A 23,876-nucleotide genomic window follows, 5' to 3' on the forward strand; every position below is an offset into this window, starting at 1 on the left:
ATTTTACCATTCGTAAGGAAAAACTGAGAGCAATAACCCTCAGTTTCCTTTCACTTCATTATTCTGACTCAGAACTACTTTGCGTGTAAGTCGAAGCTTTTTCAATCCAAGCATCAAACTCACCTGATTTCTTAGCTTTCTTGATAACTTTATTCACAGAAGCAATTAACTTTTTATCAGTTCCTTTAGCAAAGGCTACAGCATAAGCATCTGTATCAGTTGATTTCAATGGCATATCTGCGATGGCTAAATCAGGATTTTGAGAAATATAGCCCTCAGCAATCGCTTTTTCTAGCACAACTGCCTGAAGTTGATTATTTTTCAATTCATTAATCATTTCACCGTTTGAAGTTAGTGAAACTAGACTTGAACTTGGTAATTGGTCTTTGGCAATGTTTTCTTGAATTGACCCTTTTTGTGCACCAACAGATTTTCCTGCCAAGCTTTCAAGACTTGTATAAGTCGCTAAATCAGCTTTTTTAAGAATCACGACATTTTCTGCTTCATAATAAGCATCTGAAAAGTCATAAGCTTTTTTACGTTCGTCTGTCACTGAAATTCCCGCAATAGCGATATCAGCTTTACCAGAAGTCACAGAAGCGAGAACGTTATTGAAGGACATCACTGAAAAATCAGCTTTAACATCCAATTCTTTAGCAATTGCCTTAGCTAGTTCAATATCTGCACCAACCAAGGTATCTTTTCCATCAATTAAAGTTTTAAATTCAAAAGGTGCAAATTCTGATTCCGTCGCGATGACAATTTTACCTTTATTTTGAATACTTTTTTGACTTGTTCCTGACGTTGAACAAGCTATCATCGTTCCTAATGCTAAAAGTAGAAACAAACCTCCTAAAAACTTCTTCATATCATTTTCTCCTTAGTTACTTGATTCACTAGTTGACAAAGCATAAGCTTCTTGAACAAATTGATCAATTTTTCCTGAATCTTTCAAGTCTTTGATAACTTTATTGACCTCTTTAGTCAATTTGTCGTCACCTTTAGGAAGTGCTACAGCATAAGCGTCGGCGTCATCATTTTTCAACTTGATATTGGCAATTGTCAAATCATCGTTATTAGCAGCGTAACCTTCTGCAATTGGTTTTTCAAGGACAACTGCTTGGATTTGACCATTTTTCAATTCATTAATCATTTCGCCATTTTGTGTCAAAGCAACAACTTTTGAACCTTTCAATTGTTCAGAAGCCACATTTTCTTGGATAGATCCTTTTTGAGTTCCGACAGACAAACCAGCTAATGAACTTGTTTTTGTATATTTATCAACATCTGTTTTCTTAATCAATACAACATTTTCTGATTCATAATAAGCTTCTGAGAAATTATAAGCTTTTTTACGTTCAGGCGTTGCTGAAATACCTGAGATAGCCACATCAGCTTTACCTGATTGAAGACTTGCCAAAACATTGTTAAATGACATTGAAGAGAATTTCACTTTAACACCAAGTTCTTCACCGAGAGCTTTTGCAATCTCTACATCCGCACCAACAATAGTATCTTTGCCATCGACTAAAGTTTTAAATTCAAAAGGAGCGAATTCTGGATTCATAGCAACGACAAGAGTTCCTTTATCTTTAATATCTGAAACTGATGTATCTTTTTGATTTCCTGAGCCACAAGCTGTCAATAGAAAAGCTGAAGCAACAAGAGCTAACCCACCAAACATTTTACTTACTTTCATAGTCATTTTCTCTTTTCTTTTTTGATATGTATACATTTTATTTAATATTTATACATTTGTCAACCCTATTTTTATAAAAATTCATTATTTTTGTATTTTTTCTGTATATACATAAAACGCGAGGTCTTTTTATCAACCTCGCGTTCTTGTTTATACTCTATTTAATCTTATTTGCTGTGCCAAATTTCATCGTTGTACTGTTCAATAGTACGGTCTGATGAGAAGAAACCTGCTTTAGCAATATTTTTGATAACTTTTGTCATCCAAGATTTTTGATCTTCGTAATCAGCAAGCATTTGTTCTTTAACAGCAATGTATTCTTTAAGGTCAATCAATGTCATGAACCAGTCTTTGTTAATCAATTCATTATAGAGACGTTCAAGACGTTCAGCATTACCATGTTTAACCAATTCATCACTAACAATAAAGTCTACTGCTTCTTTGATGACAGGATCATTTTCATAGTAATCAGTTGCTACGTAACCTTGAGTTGCATAAAGATCAATGATTGTATCTGAATCTTTACCGAATGTATAAATATTATCCATACCGGCAAGTTCAGCGATTTCAACGTTGGCACCGTCCATTGTACCAAGCGTCAAAGCACCATTAAGCATGAATTTCATGTTACCAGTACCTGAAGCTTCTTTAGAAGCAAGAGAGATTTGTTCTGAAATATCTGTCGCAGGAATCAAGTGTTCAGCTACAGTTACATTGTAGTTTTCAACTAAGTGAACATTTAGGTATTTGTTTACTTCTGGGTCGTTGTTAATCAATTCAGACAAGCAAAGAATCAAGTGAATAACATCTTGTGCAATGATGTATGCTGGTGCTGCTTTACCACCAAAGATAACAGTAATTTTACGTTCTGGTAGGTTACCACGTTTGATTTCAAGGTATTTATGAATGACATAAAGTGCATTCATTTGTTGACGTTTGTACTCATGGAAGCGTTTGATTTGTGTATCAATAATTGAGTTTTCATCAAGGTCAATACCTTTATTATCTTTAAGGTAACGTTTAAGCGCTAATTTGTTATTGTGTTTAATTTCAGCTAATTTAGCATGAACAGCTTCATCGTCAGCATAAGCAAGTAATTTTTCAAGCTTAGTAGCATCAGTAAGATATTCATCACCGATTAATTCTTTAAGGTAATCAGCTAAATCTTGGTTAGCAAATTCAAGCCAACGACGGAATGTGATACCATTTGTTTTGTTATTGAATTTTTCAGGGTAAATGTCATAGAATGGTTTCAATTCACTATTTTTAAGGATTTCAGTGTGAAGAGCAGCTACCCCGTTTACAGAAGTTGAGAAGTGAATATCCATGTGAGCCATGTGAACACGACCAGATTCATCAATAATTTGAACAGCTGGATCTGAATATTGGCTAGCAACAAGTTTGTTTAGTTTTTCAATGATTGTTACCAAGTGTGGCACAACTTCGTTAAGGTAATCAAGCGGCCATTTTTCAAGCGCTTCAGCCAAGATTGTGTGGTTAGTGTAACCAACCATGCTTTTCACGATTGAAACAGCTTCTTCAAATTCAATACCATGTTTTTCAGTCAAGAGACGAATCAACTCGGGAATAACCATTGATGGGTGAGTATCATTGATTTGAACATAAGCATAGTCAGCTAAGTCATGCAAGTTTGAACCACGTTCAAGAGCTTCATCAATCAACAATTGTGCAGCATTTGATACCATGAAGTATTGTTGATAGATACGAAGCAATTCACCATTACGGTCTGAATCATCTGGGTAAAGGAAGAGTGTCAAGTTCTTCTTAATTTCAGTCTTATCAAATGAAATACCATCGTGAATCAAACCGTAGTCAAGCCCGTCAATATCAAATAAGTTCAAGTAGTTTTTAGTATCACGTTTGTAACCAAGAACATCAATACGGTCAAGACGAGATTTAAGTGTAAAATCTTTAAATGGAACATCGTAGCTGATGTCAGTTGGTACAAGCCATGAATCTTTTTCAATCCAGTAGTTAGCTTCTGCTTCTTGTTGGTTATCAACGAAGACTTGTTTGAATAGACCACAGTGGTAGTTAAGTCCAACACCTTCACCATTGATACCAAGAGTTGACATTGAATCGATGAAACATGATGCCAAACGACCAAGACCACCATTACCAAGTGATGGTTCAAGTTCGACATCTTCTACTTCTGCGATTGATTTACCTGCTGCAGCTAGTTCAGCTTTAACATCTTTATAGATACCAAGGTTAATCAAGTTATTTGACAAAAGTTTACCAATAAGAAATTCAGCAGAAATGTAGTAAACTTTGCGTTTAGCTGTATTTTTTGGTTTTTCGGCAGCTAATTCTTTAACGTAGTGCAAAAGCGCTACATAGATATCTTCATTGCTCAATTCAGCAAGTTTTTGGCCTTTTGAAGTTACGTAATCTGTAAATTTAGTTGTCATTATAATATCCCTTTTTCTTTTTTATTTAAATGTATTTTTGCGGCAATAAAGTGCAGTAATGTCTTTCAAGAATGCTTTGCGTTCATCTGTCAAATCTTCTTTTAACATACGCCATTGCCAGTTGCCACCAACAGTATTTGGAATGTTCATGCGAGACTCAGCTGGTTTGTCTAGAATGTCTTGCATAGTCGCAATTGCAATATCACTAACCGTTGCAAACAAGGTACGAAGCATTGTTTGTGTGATTGGTTCGCCTTCATGACGATGTGTATAAGCATCAACAAATGCTTTTTGTTCATCAGTCAAGTTGTCATACCAACCATTAACCACTTCATTATCATGTGTGCCGTTATAAGCAACGCTATTTTTATTGCAGTTATGTGGAGCATCGATACTCTTACCTTCGGTATCATAGAATCCAAATTCAAGAATCTTCATACCTGGGAAAGCAGTGTCTGTTAACAATTGCTCTGCTTTGGCATCGATATAACCGAGGTTTTCAGCAATAATAGGAAGTTCACCAAGCTCGTCGCGTACGACATCAAACAAAGCACGTCCTGGACCAGGTTGCCAACTACCATCATTAGCAGTCTTGTAATCACCACGAATTTCCCAATAATCTGAGAAACCTTTAAAGTGGTCAATACGAAGAAGGTCATATAGTTTAATACCTTCTTTAATACGATAAACCCACCAAGCATAATTTGTTTTCTTGTGGTTTTCCCAATCATAAATTGGATTTCCCCAAAGTTGACCATCATCACTGAATGAATCTGCAGGAACACCAGCAATACAAAGCGGGTTCTTTTCAGCATCAACTTTGAAAAGTTCAGGCATTGTCCAAACTTCTACGCTATCAGCAGAAACGTAGATTGGCATGTCACCAATAATCTTAATACCTTTTTCATTGGCATAGGCTTTTAAATCAGCCCATTGTTGGTAGAAGAAATATTGAGTGACTTTATGGTAAGTGATAACGTCTTTTAGTTTTTCACGATAAGTTTCAAGAGCTGCTTCTTCGCGACGAACAACTGCTTTATCATCCCATTCTTGTAAGGCTTTATTGCCAAAGAATTCTTTAATGGCCATGAATTCAGCGTAATCTTTCACCCATGTAGCTTCTTTTTCGAAATCTGCTAGAGCTTTTTGATTGTCAGCATCTTGCATAAATTCTGCAACTGCTTTCTCTAAAATTGGACGACGAGTTTCAAAAATGCGAGCATAATCAACGTTTTCTAAATCATCACCGAAGTTAACAGTTTCATAGTCTTCTTTTGTTAAATAGCCTTGTTTACAAAGCAATTCTAAATCAATTAAATGAGTGTTCCCAGCTGTTGCTGAGAATGATTGATAAGGGGAATCACCATAACTTGTCGTTGTTAATGGTAGGATTTGCCAGTATGTTTGGTCAGTTTCAACCAAGAAATCAACAAAGTTATAAGCTTCTTGACCAAATGTTCCCACCCCTTGTTTGCCGGGTAATGATGTGATATGCATCAGTACACCACTTGCACGTTTTTCCATATGTTTTCTCCTTTATCAACGATCTTTACACTGCAAATTATAACGCAAGCGTTTGCGTAAGTCAATCATTTTTTGCAAAAAAATATAAAAAAACACCTCAACTGCTAAAACTAATAGCAATTAAGGCGTTTATTTTCATTCATAAAAACCGCTAGAAAGGGATTTTATTTGTCTTCAACATGCAATTGACGGACACTTTCTCGCTCTCTCAAGGTAAAAGGAACAATGATTTTTTCAGTAATCGCTGTTTCAGGAGATTTAATCAATTCGACCAATCGTCTGAAACTAGTTCGACCTAAATTAGCAACATTAATATCAAATGTTGTCATATAAGGGTGAATCAAAGTTGAATAGGCTGAGTTATTGAAGGTGATAATTGAAATATCATCCGGAACCTTCAATTGATAATAAGATAAGAACTGAGCTAATCGAACTGAAATTGTATCAGCAATCACAATCAAAGCCGTTGCTTTACTTGATTCAATTTTTTCAATTAATGCTTCCAGAATCATTGGATCTCTACGATCGAACAAAAGTGCTTTATCGCTTGTCAGACCAAGCTTTTCCATGCCTCGAAGGTAACCAAAATAACGTTCTGATGACACTTCAGATTTTAAATCATCTGTAACGAATAGAATCTCACGATGTCCTTTTTGATAAAGATATTCAACTGCTTTTTTACCCATCAATTGGTTATCATTATCTATATAAGTAATATCATTTTCGAAACCTTCGGGAGCACCGACAATCACAAAAGGTACATTATTATCCATCAAATACTTACGAACTGGATCTTCTGGATCAGAGTATAAGATAATAAATCCGTCTACACGTTTTTGGCGATACATCAATTTTACTTGTTCTTCTAATTCATCAACTGTCATACCGGTTGCAATAGAAACTGTAAAATCATTTAATTTCGCTTCGCTAGTTATAGTAGAAAGAATTTGCATAAAGAATGGTTCGTTCAAACGATCTGGTGTGATTAATGGTGGAAAAATCAGACCAACGTTATACGTTAAGCCACTAGCTAACATTTGGGCAGCTACATTAGGAACATAACCTAACTCTGCCATCGCTTTCCGAACTTTGTCTTTTGTTTTCTGAGAAATGGATTTATTATCCTTCAAAACACGGCTAACCGTCGAAGGATTGACGCCAGCTTTAGCCGCTACATCTTTAATTGTAACCATCTAAGTCTCCTTTGCATCTTTCATTTTATAATAGATTTACTGTACTGACAAGGTTTTAGAGGTAAAAACTCTTATTTTTATCCCCTATTATACATAAATAAGATTTTTCTGCAATTGTTTGCCCTATTTTGTGATATTTTTTAGAAAGATATTGTTTTTTCAGGCTATTTTATAGTAAAAACTGACCAACATATATCAGATTGATGCTCTTTTTATCACTTTCTTTATTTGACACTTCAAGTTTTTTAAACTTTTTTACAAAAAATGCTTGACATTAACTGCAAACGGTTGCATAATATAAGTGTAAATAATATTACTAATCTTTCTCTAGGAGGGGAAACTCATGAAGAAGAACACATGGAAAAAAATGGTCCTTGCTGGTGCAGGTTTAACACTTGCTGGAAACGTTTTAGTTGCTTGCTCAAATAACTCATCAACTAAATCATCTTCTGCCTCTGACAGCAAGACAATCAAACTTTGGGTACCAACTGGTGCTAAAAAATCTTACACTGCTATTGTTAAAGATTTCGAAAAAGAATCTGGTTACACAGTTAAGATGGTTGAATCAAACGATTCAAAAGCACAAGAAAACGTTAAGAAAGACCCACAAAAAGCTGCTGATGTCTTCTCGCTTCCACACGATCAACTTGGTCAACTAGTTGAATCTGGTGTTATCCAAGAAGTTCCTGAAGATTATGCCAAAGAAATTGCTACTAACGATACTGATCAAGCAGTAGCTGGTGCAAAATACAATGGTAAAACTTACGCTTTCCCATTTGGTATCGAGTCACAAGTTCTCTTCTATAACAAATCAAAACTTTCAGCTGACGATGTTGCTAACTACGAAACAATCACAAGCAAAGCAACATTCGGTGCAACATTTAAAGCAATGAACGCTTACGCAACTGCTCCACTCTTCATGTCAGTCGGTGATACACTATTTGGTGAAGATGGTGAAACAGTTGACGGCACTAACTGGGGTAACGATGCTGGTGTATCAGTTCTTCAATGGATTGCTGATCAAAAATCAAACAAAGGTTTCGTTAACTTGACTGCTGAAAATGCAATGTCTAAATTCGGTGACGGAAGCGTTGCTTCACTTGAATCAGGTCCTTGGGATCTTAAAGCTGCACAAGATGCTGTTGGTAAAGATAACCTTGGTATCGCTGTTTATCCAAAAATCTCAATCGGCGGTAACGAAGTTCAACAAAAAGCTTTCCTTGGTGTGAAACTCTTTGCTGTTAACCAAGCACCTGCAGGTTCAGATACAAAACGTATCGCTGCTTCTTACAAACTTGCTTCTATGCTTACTAGCGCAGAAAGCCAAGAAAACCAATTCACTTACGAAGGTCGTAACATTATTCCTGCTAACAAAGAAGTTCAATCATCAGATAAAGTTCAATCAGATGAATTAGCTCAAGCAGTTATCAAGATGGCTTCATCATCAGACTACACAGTTGTAACACCTAAACTTAGTCAAATGACTACATTCTGGACTGAAAGTGCTGCTCTTCTCAGCGACGTCTACAATGGTAAAATTCAAAGTGGTGACTACCTCGCTAAATTGCAACAATTTGACAAAGATTTAGCTAACGCTAAGTAAGATGTTCTGAAGTGGGGAGTTACATCCCCACTTTATTTTTAGGGAAACTCTTGTCGGAGTTATTGCTAAGAACTTTAAGATTAAATTTTTAGCAGTGACTTCCAACAAGATTAATAAAAGGAGTTTTGTATGACTAATTCACACTATTTTGACAGTGTATCAGTTACAGAGGCTTTTAAAAAAGGGAAATTTGATACCAAACTGTCATTTCTGATTATGGGATTTTCAAATCTTTACCATAAACAGATTATTAAAGGTTGTTTGTTTTTACTATCAGAGATTCTTTTCTTAATCACTTTCTTCTCTCAGATTATTCCAAACTTGCAAGGATTAATCACTCTGGGAACACACCAACAAGGTCTTGTTGAACAAACCGTCAATGGGATTAAGATGAAAGTTGCTGTTGATGGCGATAACTCTATGTTAATGCTTATCTTCGGTCTTGCTTCTCTTATCTTCTGCCTTGTCTTTGCTTACATTTATTGGTGTAACCTTAAGAGTGCTAGAAATCTTTATGTCATCGATAAAGAAGGTTTGAAAGTTCCTACCTTTAAAGAAGACTTTGAAACTTTGGCAAACGGTCGTTTCCACATGACTTTGATGGCAGTTCCAATGATTGGGGTACTTCTCTTCACTATCTTGCCATTGGTTTATATGATTTGTTTGGCCTTCACAAGTTATGACCACAATCACCTACCACCAAAAAGTTTGTTTGACTGGGTTGGTTTTGCTAACTTCGGTAACATCTTTAACGGTCGTATGGCAGGAACATTCTTCCCAGTTCTTTCTTGGACTTTGATTTGGGCAGTATTTGCTACAGTAACAAACTTCTTCTTTGGTATTGTCTTAGCACTTATTATCAATACTAAAGGTTTGAAATTGAAAAAAATGTGGCGTACAATCTTCGTTATCACAATCGCCGTGCCACAATTCATTTCACTTCTTATCATGAGAAACTTGCTCAGTGATGCTGGTCCAGTCAATGCATTCCTTGAAAAAATCGGACTTATCTCTGCTGCAAACCCATTGCCTTTCTTGTCAGATCCACTTTGGGCTAAATTTTCAATCATCATCGTTAACATGTGGGTAGGTATTCCTGTCACAATGCTTGTCGCTTCAGGTATTATCATGAACCTTCCTCAAGAACAAATTGAAGCCGCTGAAATCGATGGTGCCAATAAATTCCAAATCTTTAAATCAATCACATTCCCTCAAATCTTACTTGTGATGATGCCAAACTTGATTCAACAATTTATCGGTAACATCAACAACTTCAACGTTATCTACCTTCTTACTGGTGGTGGTCCTACTAACTCTAACTTCTACCAAGCTGGTAGCACAGACTTGCTTGTTACTTGGCTCTACAACTTGACAGTTACTGCAGCTGACTACAACCTTGCTTCTGTTATCGGTATTCTTATCTTTGTTCTTTCTGCTGTATTTAGTCTCTTGGCTTACACAAGAACAAGTTCTTACAAGGAAGGGGTTGCTAAATAATGAAAAACAAAAAACGATTAACACTGACTTTTGTCTATATTTTATTGATTGTTTTATCAATCATCTGGCTCTTTCCAATCGTTTGGGTTGTTCTTACTAGCTTCCGTGGCGAAGGAACAGCATACGTTAACTACTTCATTCCAAAAACTTGGACGCTAGATAATTACATTAAACTATTTACTTCTGATGCCTTTCCATTTGGGCAATGGTTCTTGAATACATTATTCGTCGCTTCTGCTACTTGTGTGATTTCAACATTCATCACCGTTGCTATGGCATACTCACTTAGTCGTATCAAATTCAAACACCGCAATGGTTTCTTGAAGTTAGCACTTGTGCTTAATATGTTCCCTGGTTTCATGAGTATGATTGCTGTTTACTACATCTTAAAAGCATTCAACCTTGACCAAACATTGCTAGCACTTATCTTAGTTTACTCTGCTGGTGCAGCACTTGGATTCTACATTGCTAAAGGATTCTTTGATACAATTCCTTACTCACTTGATGAATCTGCTATGATTGATGGAGCTACTCGCGCTGACATTTTCTTTAAAATCACTCTCCCACTTTCAAAACCAATCATTGTCTACACAGCGCTTATGGCATTCATCGGTCCTTGGATTGATTTCATCTTCGCTAAGGTTATCCTAGGTGATGCAACAAGTAAATACACTGTTGCCATTGGTCTATTCTCAATGTTGCAACAAGATACCATTAATGACTGGTTCATGTCATTCACTGCTGGTTCAGTTCTTATCGCTGTTCCAATCACATTGCTCTTCATGTTTATGCAAAAATACTACGTTGAAGGCATTACTGGTGGTTCAGTTAAATAAGAAGAAGTTCAATCACTTCTCCCCTTCTATTATTAATTATCAAAAAAAGCTTGGAACAATTGTTCCAGGCTTTTTGACTGTTTAAAATCTGGTTATTTAAATAGGAAGAAAACTTATTATTCTTACCAAAATTCGCGTAGGAAATCGTCTTTTAAGCGTTCACGATAAAAGAGTTCATTAAGGTCATCTTCTTCAAAAACACGTAGCAAATTTAGCATATCATAAGCTAAGTCAAGGTTAGGTAAATCTTTTCTAGCTACCCATTTAATTTCTCCCTCATCAGTAGAATGAATATCCCCTTCAAAATCAGAAGTTCGGTACAAGAAAACTAGATAACGTTCATCTTCTTTAGTGTACCAATGTTTCATTCCAACTAACTGAGGATTTTTAATGGTAAGTCCTGTTTCTTCTTTGACTTCACGAATAACTGATTCAACTAAACCTTCATGAGCTTCGATATGTCCTCCAGGAAGAGCATAGCCTGACCAAGAATAACGTTTTGGGTCACGAATCTGCATGACGACATTGCCTTCGCCATCTTCAATTAAGCACATATTGGTTAAAATCACACGTTGTGCACGAGACATTTTCTTACATTTTCCCTTCTAATCCATAGCTTTCAACTCTAACACCATATCACGCAGTTGAGCAGCTAGCTCGAAATCAAGCATTTCAGCAGCTTCATGCATTTGTTTTTGCAATTTCTTAATAGCATCTTTGCGCTCTGATTTGTTCATGCTTGAGTAATCTGGCGTATCTTCAGCCACTTCAGTATCTGCTGCTTTAGAAATAGAAATCAAATCGCGAATTTCTTTCTTAATGGTTTGCGGTACAATACCATGTTCTTCGTTGTAACGCATTTGAATCTTACGACGGCGCGCTGTTTCATCCATGGCTTTTTGCATTGATTCTGTAATCTTATCTGCGTACATGATAACATGACCTTCGCTATTTCGCGCAGCACGACCAATGGTTTGAATCAGACCACGTTCATTACGGAGGAATCCTTCTTTATCTGCATCAAGAATAGCAACCAAGCTAACTTCTGGTACGTCAATCCCTTCACGCAGCAAATTAATCCCAATCAAAACATCAAAAACACCTAAACGTAAATCGCGAATAATCTCGGTACGTTCCAAAGTCTTGATATCTGAGTGCATGTATTTGACTTTGACACCCATTTCTTTGAGATAATCCGTCAAATCTTCTGCCATTTTCTTAGTCAATGTCGTGATGAATGTACGCTCACCTTTTTCAACACGAGTATTGATTTCACCAAGAAGGTCATCCATTTGCCCCATCGTCGGACGAACTTCCACCTCAGGATCAAGTAGCCCTGTCGGACGGATAATTTGTTCAACGACAGTATCGGTTTGTTCTAGTTCATAATCACCAGGTGTCGCTGAGACGTAAACAATTTGGTGAACATGACTTTCAAACTCTTCACGACGAAGCGGACGGTTATCAAGTGCACTTGGCAAGCGGAATCCATAGTTAACCAACATTTCCTTACGTGAACGGTCACCATTGTACATGCCCTTGATTTGTCCCATGGTCATGTGACTTTCATCAACCATAATCAAAAAGTCTTCAGGGAAGAAATCAAGAAGAGTAAATGGTGGCTCACCTTCTGAACGTCCATCCATATAACGAGAATAGTTTTCAACACCATTTGTATAGCCCATCTCGCGAAGCATTTCGACATCATATTCTGTACGTTGACGAATACGCTGTGCTTCGATGAGTTTGCCTTCAGCTTCGAACTGCTTAACCTGATCTTCCATTTCTGCTAGGATTTTTTGAATAGCTTCTTCCATGTGTTCTTCATTGGTCATGAAGTGGGTTGCAGGGAAAATCGCCAAATGCTCAACATCACCTAAAACTTTGCCTGTCAAACTTTCGATTTCTCGAATGCGATCAATTTCATCACCGAAGAATTCGACACGAAAGGCATGTTCGTCTCGGCTGGCTGGGAAAATTTCAACCACATCACCGCGCACACGAAAACGACCACGTTGAAAATCAATGTCATTTCGTTCAAATTGAATGTCAACTAAGTCGTTTAACAATTGGTCACGTGAGATTTCCTGACCTGGACGAAGACTTACAACACTATCAGCATATTCTTTCGGTGACCCCAAACCATAAATACATGATACAGATGCGACGACAATAACATCATTTCGTTCAAGAAGTGATGACGTTGCTGAGTGGCGTAGCTTATCAATTTCATCATTGACTGAGCTATCTTTTTCAATATAAGTGTCACTTGATGGTACATAAGCTTCTGGTTGGTAATAGTCGTAGTAAGACACAAAGTACTCAACCGCATTTTCTGGGAAGAATTCTTTGAACTCCCCATAAAGCTGACCTGCCAAGGTCTTGTTGTGTGCGATAACAAGGGTTGGTTTATTAACTTTAGCAATGACTTGACTCATCGTATAAGTTTTACCAGTACCTGTTGCTCCGAGAAGAATCTGAGCCTTTTCTCCCCCTTCAATATTATCAACTAAAGTCTCGATTGCCTGTGGTTGGTCACCAGATGGCTCATATTTCGAGACTAATTTAAAATGATTATTTTCTATTCTATCAATCATAATATTCCTCAAACTGTCATTTAATACCTTCATTTTATCATAAATAAAGGTAAAATACTCCCTTTTGATATCGAAGGCAATTCGTTCTGACTTCTCATGTCAGGTTTTCTAACATGAGATAAAAACTTAAGTTGCTTAAGTGTCTGAATTTTGATATAATTAATGCAATCTATTCTAAAGGAGACTAACATGAAGCACAAATTGAAAGCTATTATGCTAGCAATGGTTTCTGCAATCTTTGTGTTTGGTGCAAATGCTAACGCCGATACAATCAGTATCGTGTCTGACACTGCTTATGCCCCATTCGAATTCAAAGATTCAGATCAAGTTTATAAAGGTATTGACGTTGACATTATTAATGAAGTCGCAAACCGAGAGGGTTGGAATATCGATATGACATTCCCTGGTTTCGACGCAGCAGTTAATGCGGTTCAAGCTGGTCAAGCCGATGCCCTTATGGCTGGTACAACAGTCACAGAAGCTCGTAAAAAAGTCTTCACATTCTCAGATACTTATTACGATACAGCTGTTGTTGTCTACACTCGTAGCGATGCTAAAGTGTCTAACTATAAACAACTGTCAGGTAAAACTGTTGGTGTTAAAAACGGAACTGCTGCACAAGCATTCCTTAAAGAAAATCAAAAGAAATATGGCTATAAAATCAAAACTTTTGATACAAGCGACTTGATGAACAACAGCTTGGATGCTGGTTCAGTCTATGCTGCTATGGATGACCAACCTGTTGTCCAATACGCTATTAGCCAAGGTAAAAACTACGCTATCAATATCGACGGTGAAAAAGTCGGAAGCTTCGCTTTTGCCGTTAAAAAAGGAAGCAAATACGAATACCTCATCGACGAATTTAACCAAGCTTTTGCTGAAATGAAAAAAGATGGTACTTACGATACTATCATGGCAAAATGGCTCGGTGATTCTGATAAAGCTGCTGATCAATCAAGTGTTGTTGCCTCAAGCAGCCTAAAATTATCTGGTGACGCTTCTGCAAAAGCAACTCCAGTCAAATCAAGTTATAAAATCGTTATGGATTCTTCATTTGCCCCATTTGAGTACCAAAATGACTCAGGTAAATATGAAGGAATCGACGTTGACTTAATCAAAGCTATCGCAAAACAACAAGGTTTCAACATTGAAATCTCAAACCCAGGTTTTGATGCAGCACTTAACGCTGTCCAAGCCGGTCAAGCTGATGGTGTTATGGCTGGTATGTCAATCACTGATGCGCGTAAAGAAATCTTTGATTTCTCAGATGCTTACTACACTTCAAACATCTTGCTTGCTGTTAAAAAGGGAAGCTCAGTAAAATCATACGATGACTTAAGCGGTAAAACTGTTGGTGCCAAAAATGGTACATCATCTTACACATGGTTGTCAGAACACGCCGCTCAATACGGCTACACACTTCGTGCCTTTGATGAAGCATCTACAATGTATGACAGTTTGAACTCTGGTTCAATCGACGCCCTTATGGATGATGAAGCTGTCCTTCGTTATGCTATCAAACAAGGTCGTAACTTTGATACACCAATCGATGGTGAAAAATCAGGTGAATACGGATTTGCCGTAAACAAAGGTGCTAACCCAGAATTGCTTGAAATGTTCAACAACGGTCTTGCTGCACTTGTCAAATCAGGTGAATACGATAAAATCGTAAGCAAATACCTTGGTTCAACTGATTCTAAAAAATCAACATCATCAAGCGTTGATGAAACAACAATTTGGGGACTTATCAAAAACAACTACTCACAATTGCTTACAGGTCTTGGAACAACTCTTAGTCTAACACTAATTTCATTTGCAATTGCTATGGTTATTGGTATCATCTTTGGTATGATGGCCGTTGCTCCAAATAAAGTTCTTCGTACAATCTCAGCAGTCTTTGTTGACGTTGTTCGTGGTATCCCATTGATGATTGTTGCTGCTTTCATCTTCTGGGGAATTCCAAACCTTATCGAATCAATGACAGGTCACCAAAGCCCAATCAATGATTTCCTTGCTGCAACAATTGCACTTTCATTGAACGCTGGTGCTTACATTGCTGAAATTGTTCGTGGTGGTATCGAAGCAGTTCCTAAAGGACAAATGGAAGCAAGTCGAAGCTTAGGTATCTCATACGGTAAGACAATGAAAAAAGTTATCTTGCCACAAGCCGTTCGCGTGATGTTGCCAAACTTCATCAACCAATTCGTTATTTCATTGAAAGATACAACTATCGTATCAGCAATTGGTCTTGTTGAACTCTTCCAAACAGGTAAAATCATTATCGCTCGTAACTACCAATCATTCCGTATGTACGCTATCTTAGCAATCATCTACCTTGTAATGATCACCCTTTTGACTCGTTTAGCAAAACGTCTAGAAAAGAGGCTTAAATAATGGCAGAATTAAAAATTGATGTTCAAGATTTGCATAAATCTTATGGAGATAATGAAGTCTTAAAAGGAATTACAACACAATTCCACGAAGGTGATGTTGTATGTATCATCGGACCTTCTGGTTCAGGTAAATCAACTTTCCTTCGTACGCTTAACCTTCTTGAAACAATCACAAGTGGTAAAGTCGTTGTTGATGGTTATGAACTGTCTGACCCAAATACTGACGTCGATAAAGTTCGTGAAAATATTGGTATGGTTTTCCAACACTTCAACCTTTTCCCACACATGACTGTTCTTGAAAACATCACTTTTGCTCCTATCGAATTAGGAAAAGAAAGCAAAGAAGATGCTGAACAACACGCGATGGAACTTCTTGCAAAAGTTGGTCTTGCTGATAAACGCGACGCCAAGCCAGATAGCCTATCTGGTGGTCAAAAACAACGTGTCGCTATCGCACGTAGCTTGGCAATGAATCCTGATATCATGCTCTTTGACGAACCAACTTCTGCACTTGACCCTGAAATGGTCGGTGACGTTCTTGGTGTTATGAAAGACTTGGCAGAGCAAGGTATGACCATGTTAATCGTTACCCACGAAATGGGATTTGCTCGTAAAGTTGCCAACCGTGTTATCTTCACAGACGGCGGACAATTTATTGAAGATGGAACACCTGAACAAATCTTCGATAACCCTCAGCACCCACGTCTAAAAGACTTCTTGAACAAAGTATTGAACGTCTAATAACTTAAAAAAACTAGGTTTTCTAACCTAGTTTTTTTGTGCCTTCATATTGACCAAATAACAATATTTTCTTTTAACAATCTCTGTTAAAATTTTGACTTTCATTTTTGCTTTTGGTAGACTGAAGGTAAGTTATCAAGACAAGCTACAAAATAAAACTCACCCTAATAGCTTTGGGAATTACCTCACTTATATTGACAGAAAAAAACCTTTTTAAGCGAGATAAGAGCGCTAAGGTAGCAAATCCATAACTTTTTTCTGTGTAAAATCAGTAGGCAACTACTGTTTAATATAAGGAGGACTTTGATATGTCTAAGTATACTGGTACTCAAACCGAAAAAAATTTGCAAGCTGCATTTGCAGGTGAATCTCAAGCACGCAACAAGTACACTTTCTTTGCTTCAAGAGCAAAAAAAGATGGATTTGAACAAATCGCAGAACTTTTCTTGAAGACTGCTGACAACGAAAAAGAACATGCCAAAATGTGGTATAAAGAACTCTTGGGCATTGGTGATACTGCCGAAAACTTGGAAACTGCTGCAGATGGTGAAAACTACGAATGGACAGATATGTATGTTGAATTCGCCAAAACTGCCGAAGAAGAAGGTTTCCCTCAACTTGCTAAAAAATTCCTCATGGTCGCTGAAATCGAAAAGCACCACGAAGAACGCTATCGTGCTCTTCTCAAAAATGTCGAAACTGCTAAAGTCTTTGAAAAGAGCGAAGTTAAGATTTGGGAATGCCGAAACTGTGGTCACATTATTGTTGGTACAAAAGCACCAAAAGTTTGCCCAGTCTGCGCTCACGCTCAATCTTACTTTGAAGTCCGAGCTGAAAATTATTAATTTCAAAAATCCTCAGCCTTTTGACTGGGGATTTTCGCATATTCTTTGACAAAAATAGCATCCTTTTGCTACAATGAAAGCAAATCAAGTAGGAGGATTTTTAACGATGAACAACTAAGAGCAAAACGTTTTGGTATACCATATCAGGTTTTGTTTTTAGTGCACTTCTCTATTCTCTTGCTTATCCATCAGACGTGTTGGGTATTTTTAGCGTTGACCATAATGAGATTCACACTCTACCTGCTATGGTAGAGTGTGTTTTTTTGAAAGCGAGGCTCTTATGCTAGAAATTAATCAGTTATCAATTCACCATCTCAAGGATTCTAAGCCAATCATTACAGACTTGCATCTCATTGTAAATCCTGGTGAGAAATTAGCCATTATTGGAGAGGAAGGAACAGGCAAATCAAGCCTGTTAAAAAATATCGTATCCCCAAAATTAATTGCCAGCTACGCCGAATATACTGGACTAATTCGTAATCAATTTAAAAAAATTGGCTACCTTCCGCAATCCTTGTCTAAAAAAGAAAATGACCAGACTGTCTCTGATTTTCTTTATAAGAATATGGATTATCTTTTCAATTATACAGCTTTTTATCAAATGGCAGCGCAACTAGGGTTGGATCTTACGACATTAGAAGAAAAAAATCAACTGTTATCTAGCTTATCAGGCGGTGAGAAACTCAAACTTCAACTGTCTAAATTAACCGGACAAGAAGCTGATTTACTCTTATTAGATGAGCCAAGCAGCGATCTTGATATTGACAGCCAAGTAGTCTTAAAAAAATTCATTCAAGAATCTAATAAGACCATTATTTTTATCTCTCACGATGAAGCTATGCTTGAAGATACTGCTACTGCCATCTTACACCTTGAACTTCTTAAACATCGTCAACTTCCTCGCGCTAGCTATTTCCAAGGAAAATACCAAGATTACCTTAAACAGCGGCAAAGTGCCTACACTAAACAGTTACAAGAAGCCAAAAACGACTGTCGCTTAAAGAAAAAAAGAGACGCAAAAATCCAGCGTCTCCACCAAGCTGCCCAATACAATGTTAGGCACACTCATGACAGCACTCTTGGAAGACTGGCAGCTAAAAAGATGAAAAATGTTCTTTCGCTTGAAAAAAGGTATCAAAAAGAAGATAGTAATCGTACCGAATTTCCAGAAAACATGGACAATATCGCACTCTTTTTTAATGATATTTCAACCCTTGATAAAAACAAGCGAATTCTATCTTGGAAAAATCATCAGTTACCAAGTGGACAGATAATTAATTTAGATATTTTCGGACAAGATAAATTAGTGATAACAGGTAAAAATGGCATTGGAAAAACTAGGCTAATTAAACAAATCTATCATGAATTAAGCAAAGATAAACAACTTTCTCTCGGCTATATGCCACAAGATTATGATAGTTTCTTTTCAAAAGAGATTTCAGCCCTTAACTTTTTAGACGATGTGACAAATGAGAATACTGCAAGAACTATCCTAGCTTGCCTTCAATTTACAAGAGAGGAAATGGAACATTCTACCCTTAACCTATCTGGTGGACAAAAAGCTAAACTTTTCTTAGCCCACATGGTCCTTGCCAAAAATCAAGTGATTATTCTCGACGAACCAACACGACATTTTTCACCAACTAGCCAGCCAATCATCCGTAATCTTTTCATTAATTACCCTGGATGTATCATCAGCGTTTCTCATGACCAACATTTTATTCAAACCGTCACAAGAAAACACTACCATTTAACTGAAAAATCCTTAGAAAGCAACTAAAAAAGCCCAGCTAAAAAGCTGAGCTTAAGTAGGAGTGCCGGTTAAGACTCTTGGTCTTCTGCTTCTCCTGCTTTTTCTTTTGCTAATTTTTCACGTTCTAAGCGAAAACGTCGATTTGGATTAAGGGTATTGAAAAGTTCTTCTAGCTTTTCAGCATTCCAAACATCGGCTGCTGATACAAAATTACCATCTTTATCTCTAAAAGATATCGGTTTTTCACCCATAAGAACCTCCCGCTAAAAATATCTATAAAACTTATTATCGTTGATAAACACCTGCTACGACATGAGAAAATGGGTTCGACATTAAACCATTTCAAACTAGTAAGATGCCTAGGCAACGCTCTATAGAGCTTGCCACAACTGTTAATTAGTATACCAATTAGTAATAGCTAACATAACAATCGAACACGTCCTACGAGCTGGGCAAAAAAGATAATTTTTCCTAGAGCTCATTGCTCTTCGTTAAAATTTCTATTTTTGCTTTGCTCGCTTAACGGACTTTGTATCTTATATTAATCCACGAATTCAAATTCGAAGTTACCAATTCGAACGATATCTCCGTCTTTAGCACCGCGTTCACGAAGGGCTTCATCGACACCCATACCGCGCAATTGACGGGCAAATTTCATAACTGATTCGTCACGTTCCATATTTGTCATGACAAAGAGTTTTTCAAGTTTTTCACCTGACAATACCCAAGCAGCATCGTCATCACGTGAAATTTCAAACGGACGTTCATCTGGATCAAATCCGTAGTAAACTTCTTCGTCAATCATGTCATCTTCAGTGTAAAGCAAGAATTCATCAGTCTTATCAAGCAATTCTGCTGTTGCTTCCATCAGATTTTCCAAACCTTGGTGAGCTAAGCTTGAAATTGGGAAAATCATTGGCATTTCATCGAAATCATCGTAATTTGCTGCCAATTTTTGTTTGAAGACTTTTAAGTTTTCTTCTGCTTCAGGCATGTCCATTTTGTTAGCAACGATGATTTGTGGACGTTCCATCAAACGAAGGTTGTAAGTTTCAAGTTCGTTATTGATTGAAACATAATCTTCGTAAGGGTCACGACCTTCACTTGCTGACATATCAATAACGTGCAAAATAACACGTGTACGTTCGATGTGACGAAGGAATTGTGTTCCAAGACCTACACCTTGTGAAGCACCTTCAATCAATCCTGGAAGGTCAGCCATAGCAAAGCTGTCACCTGATTTTGTACGAACCATACCAAGGTTAGGTACGATTGTTGTAAAGTGATAAGCACCGATTTTTGGTTTAGCAGCTGTGACAACACTTAGCAATGTTGATTTACCAACTGATGGGAATCCAACCAAACCAACATCAGCCAAGATTTTCAATTCAAGTTGAAGTTCACGTTCTTCACCTGGTTCACCATTTTCAGCAATTTCTGGTGCAGGGTTACGTGGTGTCGCAAAGCGGATATTACCACGTCCACCGCGTCCACCATGAGCCACAACAAATTCTTGACCATTTTCAACAAGGTCAGTGATAACTTTATTTGTCTCAGCATCACGAACAGTTGTTCCTTGTGGGACACGAACAATAAGGTCTTCTGCACCACGTCCGTGCATTCCCTTTGTCATCCCTTTTTCACCAGATTTAGCTTTAAAAATACGGTTGTAACGGAAGTCCATCAATGTACGAAGTCCTTCGTCAACTTTAAAGATGACTGAGCCACCTTTACCACCGTCACCTCCCCAAGGACCGCCATTAGGGACGTATTTTTCACGACGGAAGGCAACCATGCCATCACCACCACGACCAGCTTTAACGCTGATTTTGGCAGTATCTAAAAACATACTCATTATTAATTCCTATTCTTTCATTGTAATAACTGTTGCACTAAAATTGGATGTGCAAAAGCATAAAAAAACGCCTCTTCAGCGTTCTTTAAATAATTGAACCAATAGCAGTCGCAATAAGACCACCTACAGTTACTAGAACCATTAAGATAACAACTACTAAAGTCAGTTTTTCAAACGCTGTTTTTTTACGTGGTCCGTTTTCACCAAATGCCACCTTAATACACCTCGCTCAATTGATTTTATTACTATTATCTTAACATGATTAGGCTAAATAATCAAATAAGTACTGTAAGAAATTTACAGCTCAACGTCAAATGCTTCTAGTTTCACTAGCTCTTCTGCTGTCAATCGACGCCACTCACCGAGTGATAAGTTTTCATCCAACTGTAATGGTCCCATACTCAAACGTTCTAAGTCTGTGACTTCCTTGCCACAAGCTAAAACCATGCGTTTGACTTGGTGGAATTTTCCTTCTTTGATTGTGATAGCCACTAAGCTTGTCTTTGCAGCTTCATCAATTTCTAAAATCTCTAGCTGCGCTGGTTGACACGTGAAATCTTTCAACTCGATGCCTTTAGCAAAATGCTCGACATCTTCAGCTGTCATAATCCCAGCTACTTTAGCGCGATAAAGCTTATCAACATGCTTTTTAGGCGAAAGCATGGCATGAGCAAGCTTACCATTATTTGTCAAAAGCAAAAGCCCGTGAGTATCAATATCTAGTCGTCCAACAGGAAAGACTTCTTTATCCCAAGCAGTCTTATCAAGTAAATCCAGTACCGTCTTATGTTGATTGTCCTCAGTTGCAGAAATGACTCCTTTTGGCTTATTAAGCATGTAATAAACGTATTTTTCATAAGACAGATTTTGTCCCTGACAAATGACTTGATCTACTTTTTCATCGATTTGTGTCTTAGGAGAGGTCTCGATTTTTCCATTGACAGAGACTTGTTTTTTCTTAAGAAGCTGTTTGACTTCTGTGCGTGAGCCTTGACCTGCTTCAACTAAAAATTTATCTAAACGCATATATTTCCTTTTACTAATATGATACTTTCATTGTACCATTTTTTAAGTCATAAAAAAACAAGGTTCGATAGGCTCGAACCTTGTCTCATCATCACTAGAATGATTTATTTTTTGTATGCGTGAGTGAAGTCAACTTGCAATCCTGTTGAGTTACGAACAAGACCTTTAAGGTCAGGATTTTGAAGTGACTTAGTGCTACGGAAGTAGATTGGGTTGTAAAGTGCGTTGTCATAAAGAGCTTTTTCAGCAGCTTTATAATCATCTGCAGCAGCTTTAGCATCTAGAGCATCTGTAGTGATGGCTTTTTGGTAAGCAGCATCGTAATCAGCATTTGAGAATTTACCGTAGTTGTATGATGAACCAGTAGTGAAGAGTCCGTAGAATGTAGATCCTTCTGGATAGTCACCACCCCAAAGAACAAGGGCAACATCGAAGTTTTGGTTCTTAGTATCTTCAAGACGTTGTTTGAAAGTAACGAATTTTTCTTCAACTTTCAAGCCTGGAAGAGCTTCTTCCCAAGTTTGTTTGATGTAATCAACAGCAGCTTTAGCAACTGGAGCGTCTGAGTCAGCAGTTACAGTCAATTTAACTGAATCTGTACCAAGTTCAGCAAGACCTTCTTTGAAGAGTTTAGTTGCTTCTTTTTTGTTGTATGAGTATCCTGGTGATACGTATTTAGCCAAGTCTGTTCCATCAGGGAGTTTTTCAAGACCTGTTGGTGCAAGGGCAGTTGCAGCTTTTGAACCAGTATCGATGGCAGCTTTAACGATACCTTCACGGTCAGTCGCTAGGTTAAGTGCTTGACGAACTTTAAGGTTGTTCAATGCAGTAACAGTACCTGTTTGGTTGTAAACCATGTAAGCTGTTGTTGCTTCTGGAACTGGAACAACGTCTTTACGGTTTTTGTTAGCTTTAAATGTAGCTTCTGTGTTTGAGATGTTTGCTGTATCAAGGTCACCATCTTTGTACATTTGAACAGCTGTATCTGGTTTCTTAATTGTTTGAACGTTTACTTTCTTAGTTTTAACGTCTTTAGCATCCCAATAGTATTTGTTTTTCACAAGTGTGAAGTTACCATTTGTACCGTTCCATTTTGAAACTGTGTATGGACCAGAGTACAATGATTTTTCAGAAGTTGTACCGTATTGGTCACCTGCTTTTTCAACAAATGCTTTGCTTTGTGGCATGAAGTTTGCAAATGATAGAAGACTCATAAATTGTGGAGAAGGGTTTGATAAAGTAAAGATAACTTTGTTGCCATCAGCTTTAACACCAAGTTGGTCAACACCTTTAGTACCTGCAATGACGTCTTCAGCATTCAAAACGTGGGCATCTGAAACAAGATATGAGTATTCAGAAGCTGTTTTTGGATCAGCAATACGTTGCCAGCTGTATACGAAATCTTCAGCTGTCAATTTGCTACCATCTGACCATTTAAGGTTGTCACGAAGTGTAGCTGTGTATGTTAAACCATCTTCAGATACTTCAACTTTTTTAGCCAAATCAGGTTTCAAATCACCTTTTTCATCAACACGAAGAAGGTTACTTCCTGAGTTACCAATAGCAATTGATGAGTAAGTATCAGTTACTTTTGAAATATCAAGTGTGCTGATTTCAGTTGGTACGAACCAATTGATATCTTTGCTAGCAGATTTTGATGATGAATTATTTCCACCACATGCTGCTAGTGTAGCAGCAGACAACAATGTGACAGCCCCAAGACCGACACGTTTTAAAGTTTTGATCTCCATAATAGATCCTCCTACCATATAACTTTCTTTCGGTATGTTATGTATTATAACACAATATTGTCTAAAAATACAGAAAATTTGAAAATTAATTAAAATTTCAAAAAGAGTGCTTACACTCATTTTTCACTCAT

At 37.4% G+C, this 23,876-nt stretch carries 19 protein-coding genes; 7 read left to right on the top strand and 12 right to left on the bottom strand.

The features are described 5' to 3' along the window. Window positions 1-58: 58 nt before the first annotated feature. From BMX18_RS01430 to BMX18_RS01450, 5 genes are all read right to left on the bottom strand, one after another. Window positions 59-868 carry a transporter substrate-binding domain-containing protein gene (locus tag BMX18_RS01430; protein WP_093814759.1) on the bottom strand — a complete coding sequence of 270 codons (810 nt, stop codon included), beginning with the start codon at window positions 866-868 and terminating at the stop codon, window positions 59-61. A gap of 12 nt (window positions 869-880) precedes the next feature. After that, complete coding sequence (locus BMX18_RS01435; protein ID WP_307770176.1) at window positions 881-1,699, bottom strand: transporter substrate-binding domain-containing protein; 819 nt, start codon at window positions 1,697-1,699, stop codon at window positions 881-883. A 167-nt stretch (window positions 1,700-1,866) separates the two neighbouring features. Next, window positions 1,867-4,131, bottom strand: a complete 2,265-nt coding sequence (gene glgP, locus BMX18_RS01440) for a glycogen/starch/alpha-glucan family phosphorylase (RefSeq protein WP_093814763.1) — start codon at window positions 4,129-4,131, stop codon at window positions 1,867-1,869. A 21-nt stretch (window positions 4,132-4,152) separates the two neighbouring features. Beyond that, the gene (malQ, locus tag BMX18_RS01445; RefSeq protein WP_093814765.1) at window positions 4,153-5,655 is read right to left on the bottom strand and encodes a 4-alpha-glucanotransferase; all 1,503 of its coding nucleotides are present in this window, start codon (window positions 5,653-5,655) and stop codon (window positions 4,153-4,155) included. A gap of 164 nt (window positions 5,656-5,819) precedes the next feature. Then, a complete protein-coding gene (locus BMX18_RS01450; RefSeq protein ID WP_074481566.1) occupies window positions 5,820-6,848 on the bottom strand; it encodes a LacI family DNA-binding transcriptional regulator in 1,029 nt (342 codons plus the stop codon). A 343-nt stretch (window positions 6,849-7,191) separates the two neighbouring features. On the opposite strand from BMX18_RS01450, the gene BMX18_RS01455 reads away from it, so the two are divergent. From BMX18_RS01455 to BMX18_RS01465, 3 genes are all read left to right on the top strand, one after another. After that, on the top strand, window positions 7,192-8,451 hold the full coding sequence (locus BMX18_RS01455; protein ID WP_093814767.1) for an extracellular solute-binding protein: 1,260 nt from the start codon (window positions 7,192-7,194) through the stop codon (window positions 8,449-8,451). 129 nt (window positions 8,452-8,580) lie between these two features. Further along, window positions 8,581-9,948, top strand: coding sequence for a carbohydrate ABC transporter permease (locus tag BMX18_RS01460; RefSeq protein WP_039696663.1), 1,368 nt, complete (start codon window positions 8,581-8,583; stop codon window positions 9,946-9,948). Beyond that, the gene (locus BMX18_RS01465; protein WP_013852034.1) at window positions 9,948-10,784 is read left to right on the top strand and encodes a sugar ABC transporter permease; all 837 of its coding nucleotides are present in this window, start codon (window positions 9,948-9,950) and stop codon (window positions 10,782-10,784) included. Before BMX18_RS01460 ends, BMX18_RS01465 begins: the two co-directional genes overlap by 1 nt. A 122-nt stretch (window positions 10,785-10,906) precedes the next feature. Here BMX18_RS01465 and BMX18_RS01470 read toward each other — a convergent pair whose 3' ends face one another. Together BMX18_RS01470 and uvrB are read right to left on the bottom strand one after the other, a co-directional pair. After that, window positions 10,907-11,371 (bottom strand): 8-oxo-dGTP diphosphatase, encoded by a 465-nt coding sequence (locus BMX18_RS01470; protein ID WP_093814769.1) that lies wholly within the window; start codon window positions 11,369-11,371, stop codon window positions 10,907-10,909. An 18-nt stretch (window positions 11,372-11,389) separates the two neighbouring features. Beyond that, window positions 11,390-13,381, bottom strand: coding sequence for an excinuclease ABC subunit UvrB (uvrB, locus tag BMX18_RS01475; protein ID WP_093814771.1), 1,992 nt, complete (start codon window positions 13,379-13,381; stop codon window positions 11,390-11,392). A gap of 189 nt (window positions 13,382-13,570) precedes the next feature. On the opposite strand from uvrB, the gene BMX18_RS01480 reads away from it, so the two are divergent. The 4 genes from BMX18_RS01480 to BMX18_RS01495 all read left to right on the top strand — a co-directional run bounded on the left by BMX18_RS01480 (window position 13,571) and on the right by BMX18_RS01495 (window position 19,140). Then, a complete protein-coding gene (locus BMX18_RS01480; RefSeq protein ID WP_039696659.1) occupies window positions 13,571-15,775 on the top strand; it encodes an ABC transporter substrate-binding protein/permease in 2,205 nt (734 codons plus the stop codon). Beyond that, window positions 15,775-16,515, top strand: coding sequence for an amino acid ABC transporter ATP-binding protein (locus tag BMX18_RS01485; protein WP_074602314.1), 741 nt, complete (start codon window positions 15,775-15,777; stop codon window positions 16,513-16,515). Before BMX18_RS01480 ends, BMX18_RS01485 begins: the two co-directional genes overlap by 1 nt. Window positions 16,516-16,823: 308 nt before the next feature. Further along, on the top strand, window positions 16,824-17,360 hold the full coding sequence (gene rbr / locus BMX18_RS01490) for a rubrerythrin (RefSeq protein WP_093814773.1): 537 nt from the start codon (window positions 16,824-16,826) through the stop codon (window positions 17,358-17,360). 280 nt (window positions 17,361-17,640) lie between these two features. Beyond that, window positions 17,641-19,140: an ATP-binding cassette domain-containing protein gene (locus BMX18_RS01495; protein WP_093814775.1), complete on the top strand. Its 1,500-nt coding sequence runs from the start codon at window positions 17,641-17,643 to the stop codon at window positions 19,138-19,140. A 41-nt stretch (window positions 19,141-19,181) separates the two neighbouring features. Here the strand turns inward: BMX18_RS01495 and BMX18_RS01500 are convergent, their stop codons facing one another. The 5 genes from BMX18_RS01500 to BMX18_RS01520 all read right to left on the bottom strand — a co-directional run bounded on the left by BMX18_RS01500 (window position 19,182) and on the right by BMX18_RS01520 (window position 23,745). After that, on the bottom strand, window positions 19,182-19,364 hold the full coding sequence (locus BMX18_RS01500) for a hypothetical protein (RefSeq protein WP_014334954.1): 183 nt from the start codon (window positions 19,362-19,364) through the stop codon (window positions 19,182-19,184). Between the two features lie 290 nt (window positions 19,365-19,654). After that, window positions 19,655-20,968 (bottom strand): GTPase ObgE, encoded by a 1,314-nt coding sequence (gene obgE / locus BMX18_RS01505; RefSeq protein WP_093814777.1) that lies wholly within the window; start codon window positions 20,966-20,968, stop codon window positions 19,655-19,657. Window positions 20,969-21,053: 85 nt separating this feature from the next. Continuing rightward, window positions 21,054-21,182, bottom strand: a complete 129-nt coding sequence (locus BMX18_RS01510) for a DUF4044 domain-containing protein (RefSeq protein ID WP_003065505.1) — start codon at window positions 21,180-21,182, stop codon at window positions 21,054-21,056. Window positions 21,183-21,265: 83 nt separating this feature from the next. After that, on the bottom strand, window positions 21,266-21,994 hold the full coding sequence (locus BMX18_RS01515; RefSeq protein ID WP_093814779.1) for a pseudouridine synthase: 729 nt from the start codon (window positions 21,992-21,994) through the stop codon (window positions 21,266-21,268). A 104-nt stretch (window positions 21,995-22,098) separates the two neighbouring features. After that, complete coding sequence (locus BMX18_RS01520; protein ID WP_093814781.1) at window positions 22,099-23,745, bottom strand: peptide ABC transporter substrate-binding protein; 1,647 nt, start codon at window positions 23,743-23,745, stop codon at window positions 22,099-22,101. Between the last annotated feature and the right edge of the window lie 131 nt (window positions 23,746-23,876).

Source organism: Streptococcus sp. 45, from assembly GCF_900108865.1.
In the GTDB taxonomy this organism is placed as follows: Bacteria; Bacillota; Bacilli; order Lactobacillales; family Streptococcaceae; genus Streptococcus; species Streptococcus ruminicola.

Coding starts and splice junctions, on each gene's coding strand:
- BMX18_RS01430 (WP_093814759.1), bottom strand. CDS start 868: ATGAAGAAGTTTTTAGGAGGTTTGTTTCTACTTTTAGCATTAGGAACG.
- BMX18_RS01435 (WP_307770176.1), bottom strand. CDS start 1,699: ATGAAAGTAAGTAAAATGTTTGGTGGGTTAGCTCTTGTTGCTTCAGCT.
- glgP (WP_093814763.1), bottom strand. CDS start 4,131: ATGACAACTAAATTTACAGATTACGTAACTTCAAAAGGCCAAAAACTT.
- malQ (WP_093814765.1), bottom strand. CDS start 5,655: ATGGAAAAACGTGCAAGTGGTGTACTGATGCATATCACATCATTACCC.
- BMX18_RS01450 (WP_074481566.1), bottom strand. CDS start 6,848: ATGGTTACAATTAAAGATGTAGCGGCTAAAGCTGGCGTCAATCCTTCG.
- BMX18_RS01455 (WP_093814767.1), top strand. CDS start 7,192: ATGAAGAAGAACACATGGAAAAAAATGGTCCTTGCTGGTGCAGGTTTA.
- BMX18_RS01460 (WP_039696663.1), top strand. CDS start 8,581: ATGACTAATTCACACTATTTTGACAGTGTATCAGTTACAGAGGCTTTT.
- BMX18_RS01465 (WP_013852034.1), top strand. CDS start 9,948: ATGAAAAACAAAAAACGATTAACACTGACTTTTGTCTATATTTTATTG.
- BMX18_RS01470 (WP_093814769.1), bottom strand. CDS start 11,371: ATGTCTCGTGCACAACGTGTGATTTTAACCAATATGTGCTTAATTGAA.
- uvrB (WP_093814771.1), bottom strand. CDS start 13,381: ATGATTGATAGAATAGAAAATAATCATTTTAAATTAGTCTCGAAATAT.
- BMX18_RS01480 (WP_039696659.1), top strand. CDS start 13,571: ATGAAGCACAAATTGAAAGCTATTATGCTAGCAATGGTTTCTGCAATC.
- BMX18_RS01485 (WP_074602314.1), top strand. CDS start 15,775: ATGGCAGAATTAAAAATTGATGTTCAAGATTTGCATAAATCTTATGGA.
- rbr (WP_093814773.1), top strand. CDS start 16,824: ATGTCTAAGTATACTGGTACTCAAACCGAAAAAAATTTGCAAGCTGCA.
- BMX18_RS01495 (WP_093814775.1), top strand. CDS start 17,641: ATGCTAGAAATTAATCAGTTATCAATTCACCATCTCAAGGATTCTAAG.
- BMX18_RS01500 (WP_014334954.1), bottom strand. CDS start 19,364: ATGGGTGAAAAACCGATATCTTTTAGAGATAAAGATGGTAATTTTGTA.
- obgE (WP_093814777.1), bottom strand. CDS start 20,968: ATGAGTATGTTTTTAGATACTGCCAAAATCAGCGTTAAAGCTGGTCGT.
- BMX18_RS01515 (WP_093814779.1), bottom strand. CDS start 21,994: ATGCGTTTAGATAAATTTTTAGTTGAAGCAGGTCAAGGCTCACGCACA.
- BMX18_RS01520 (WP_093814781.1), bottom strand. CDS start 23,745: ATGGAGATCAAAACTTTAAAACGTGTCGGTCTTGGGGCTGTCACATTG.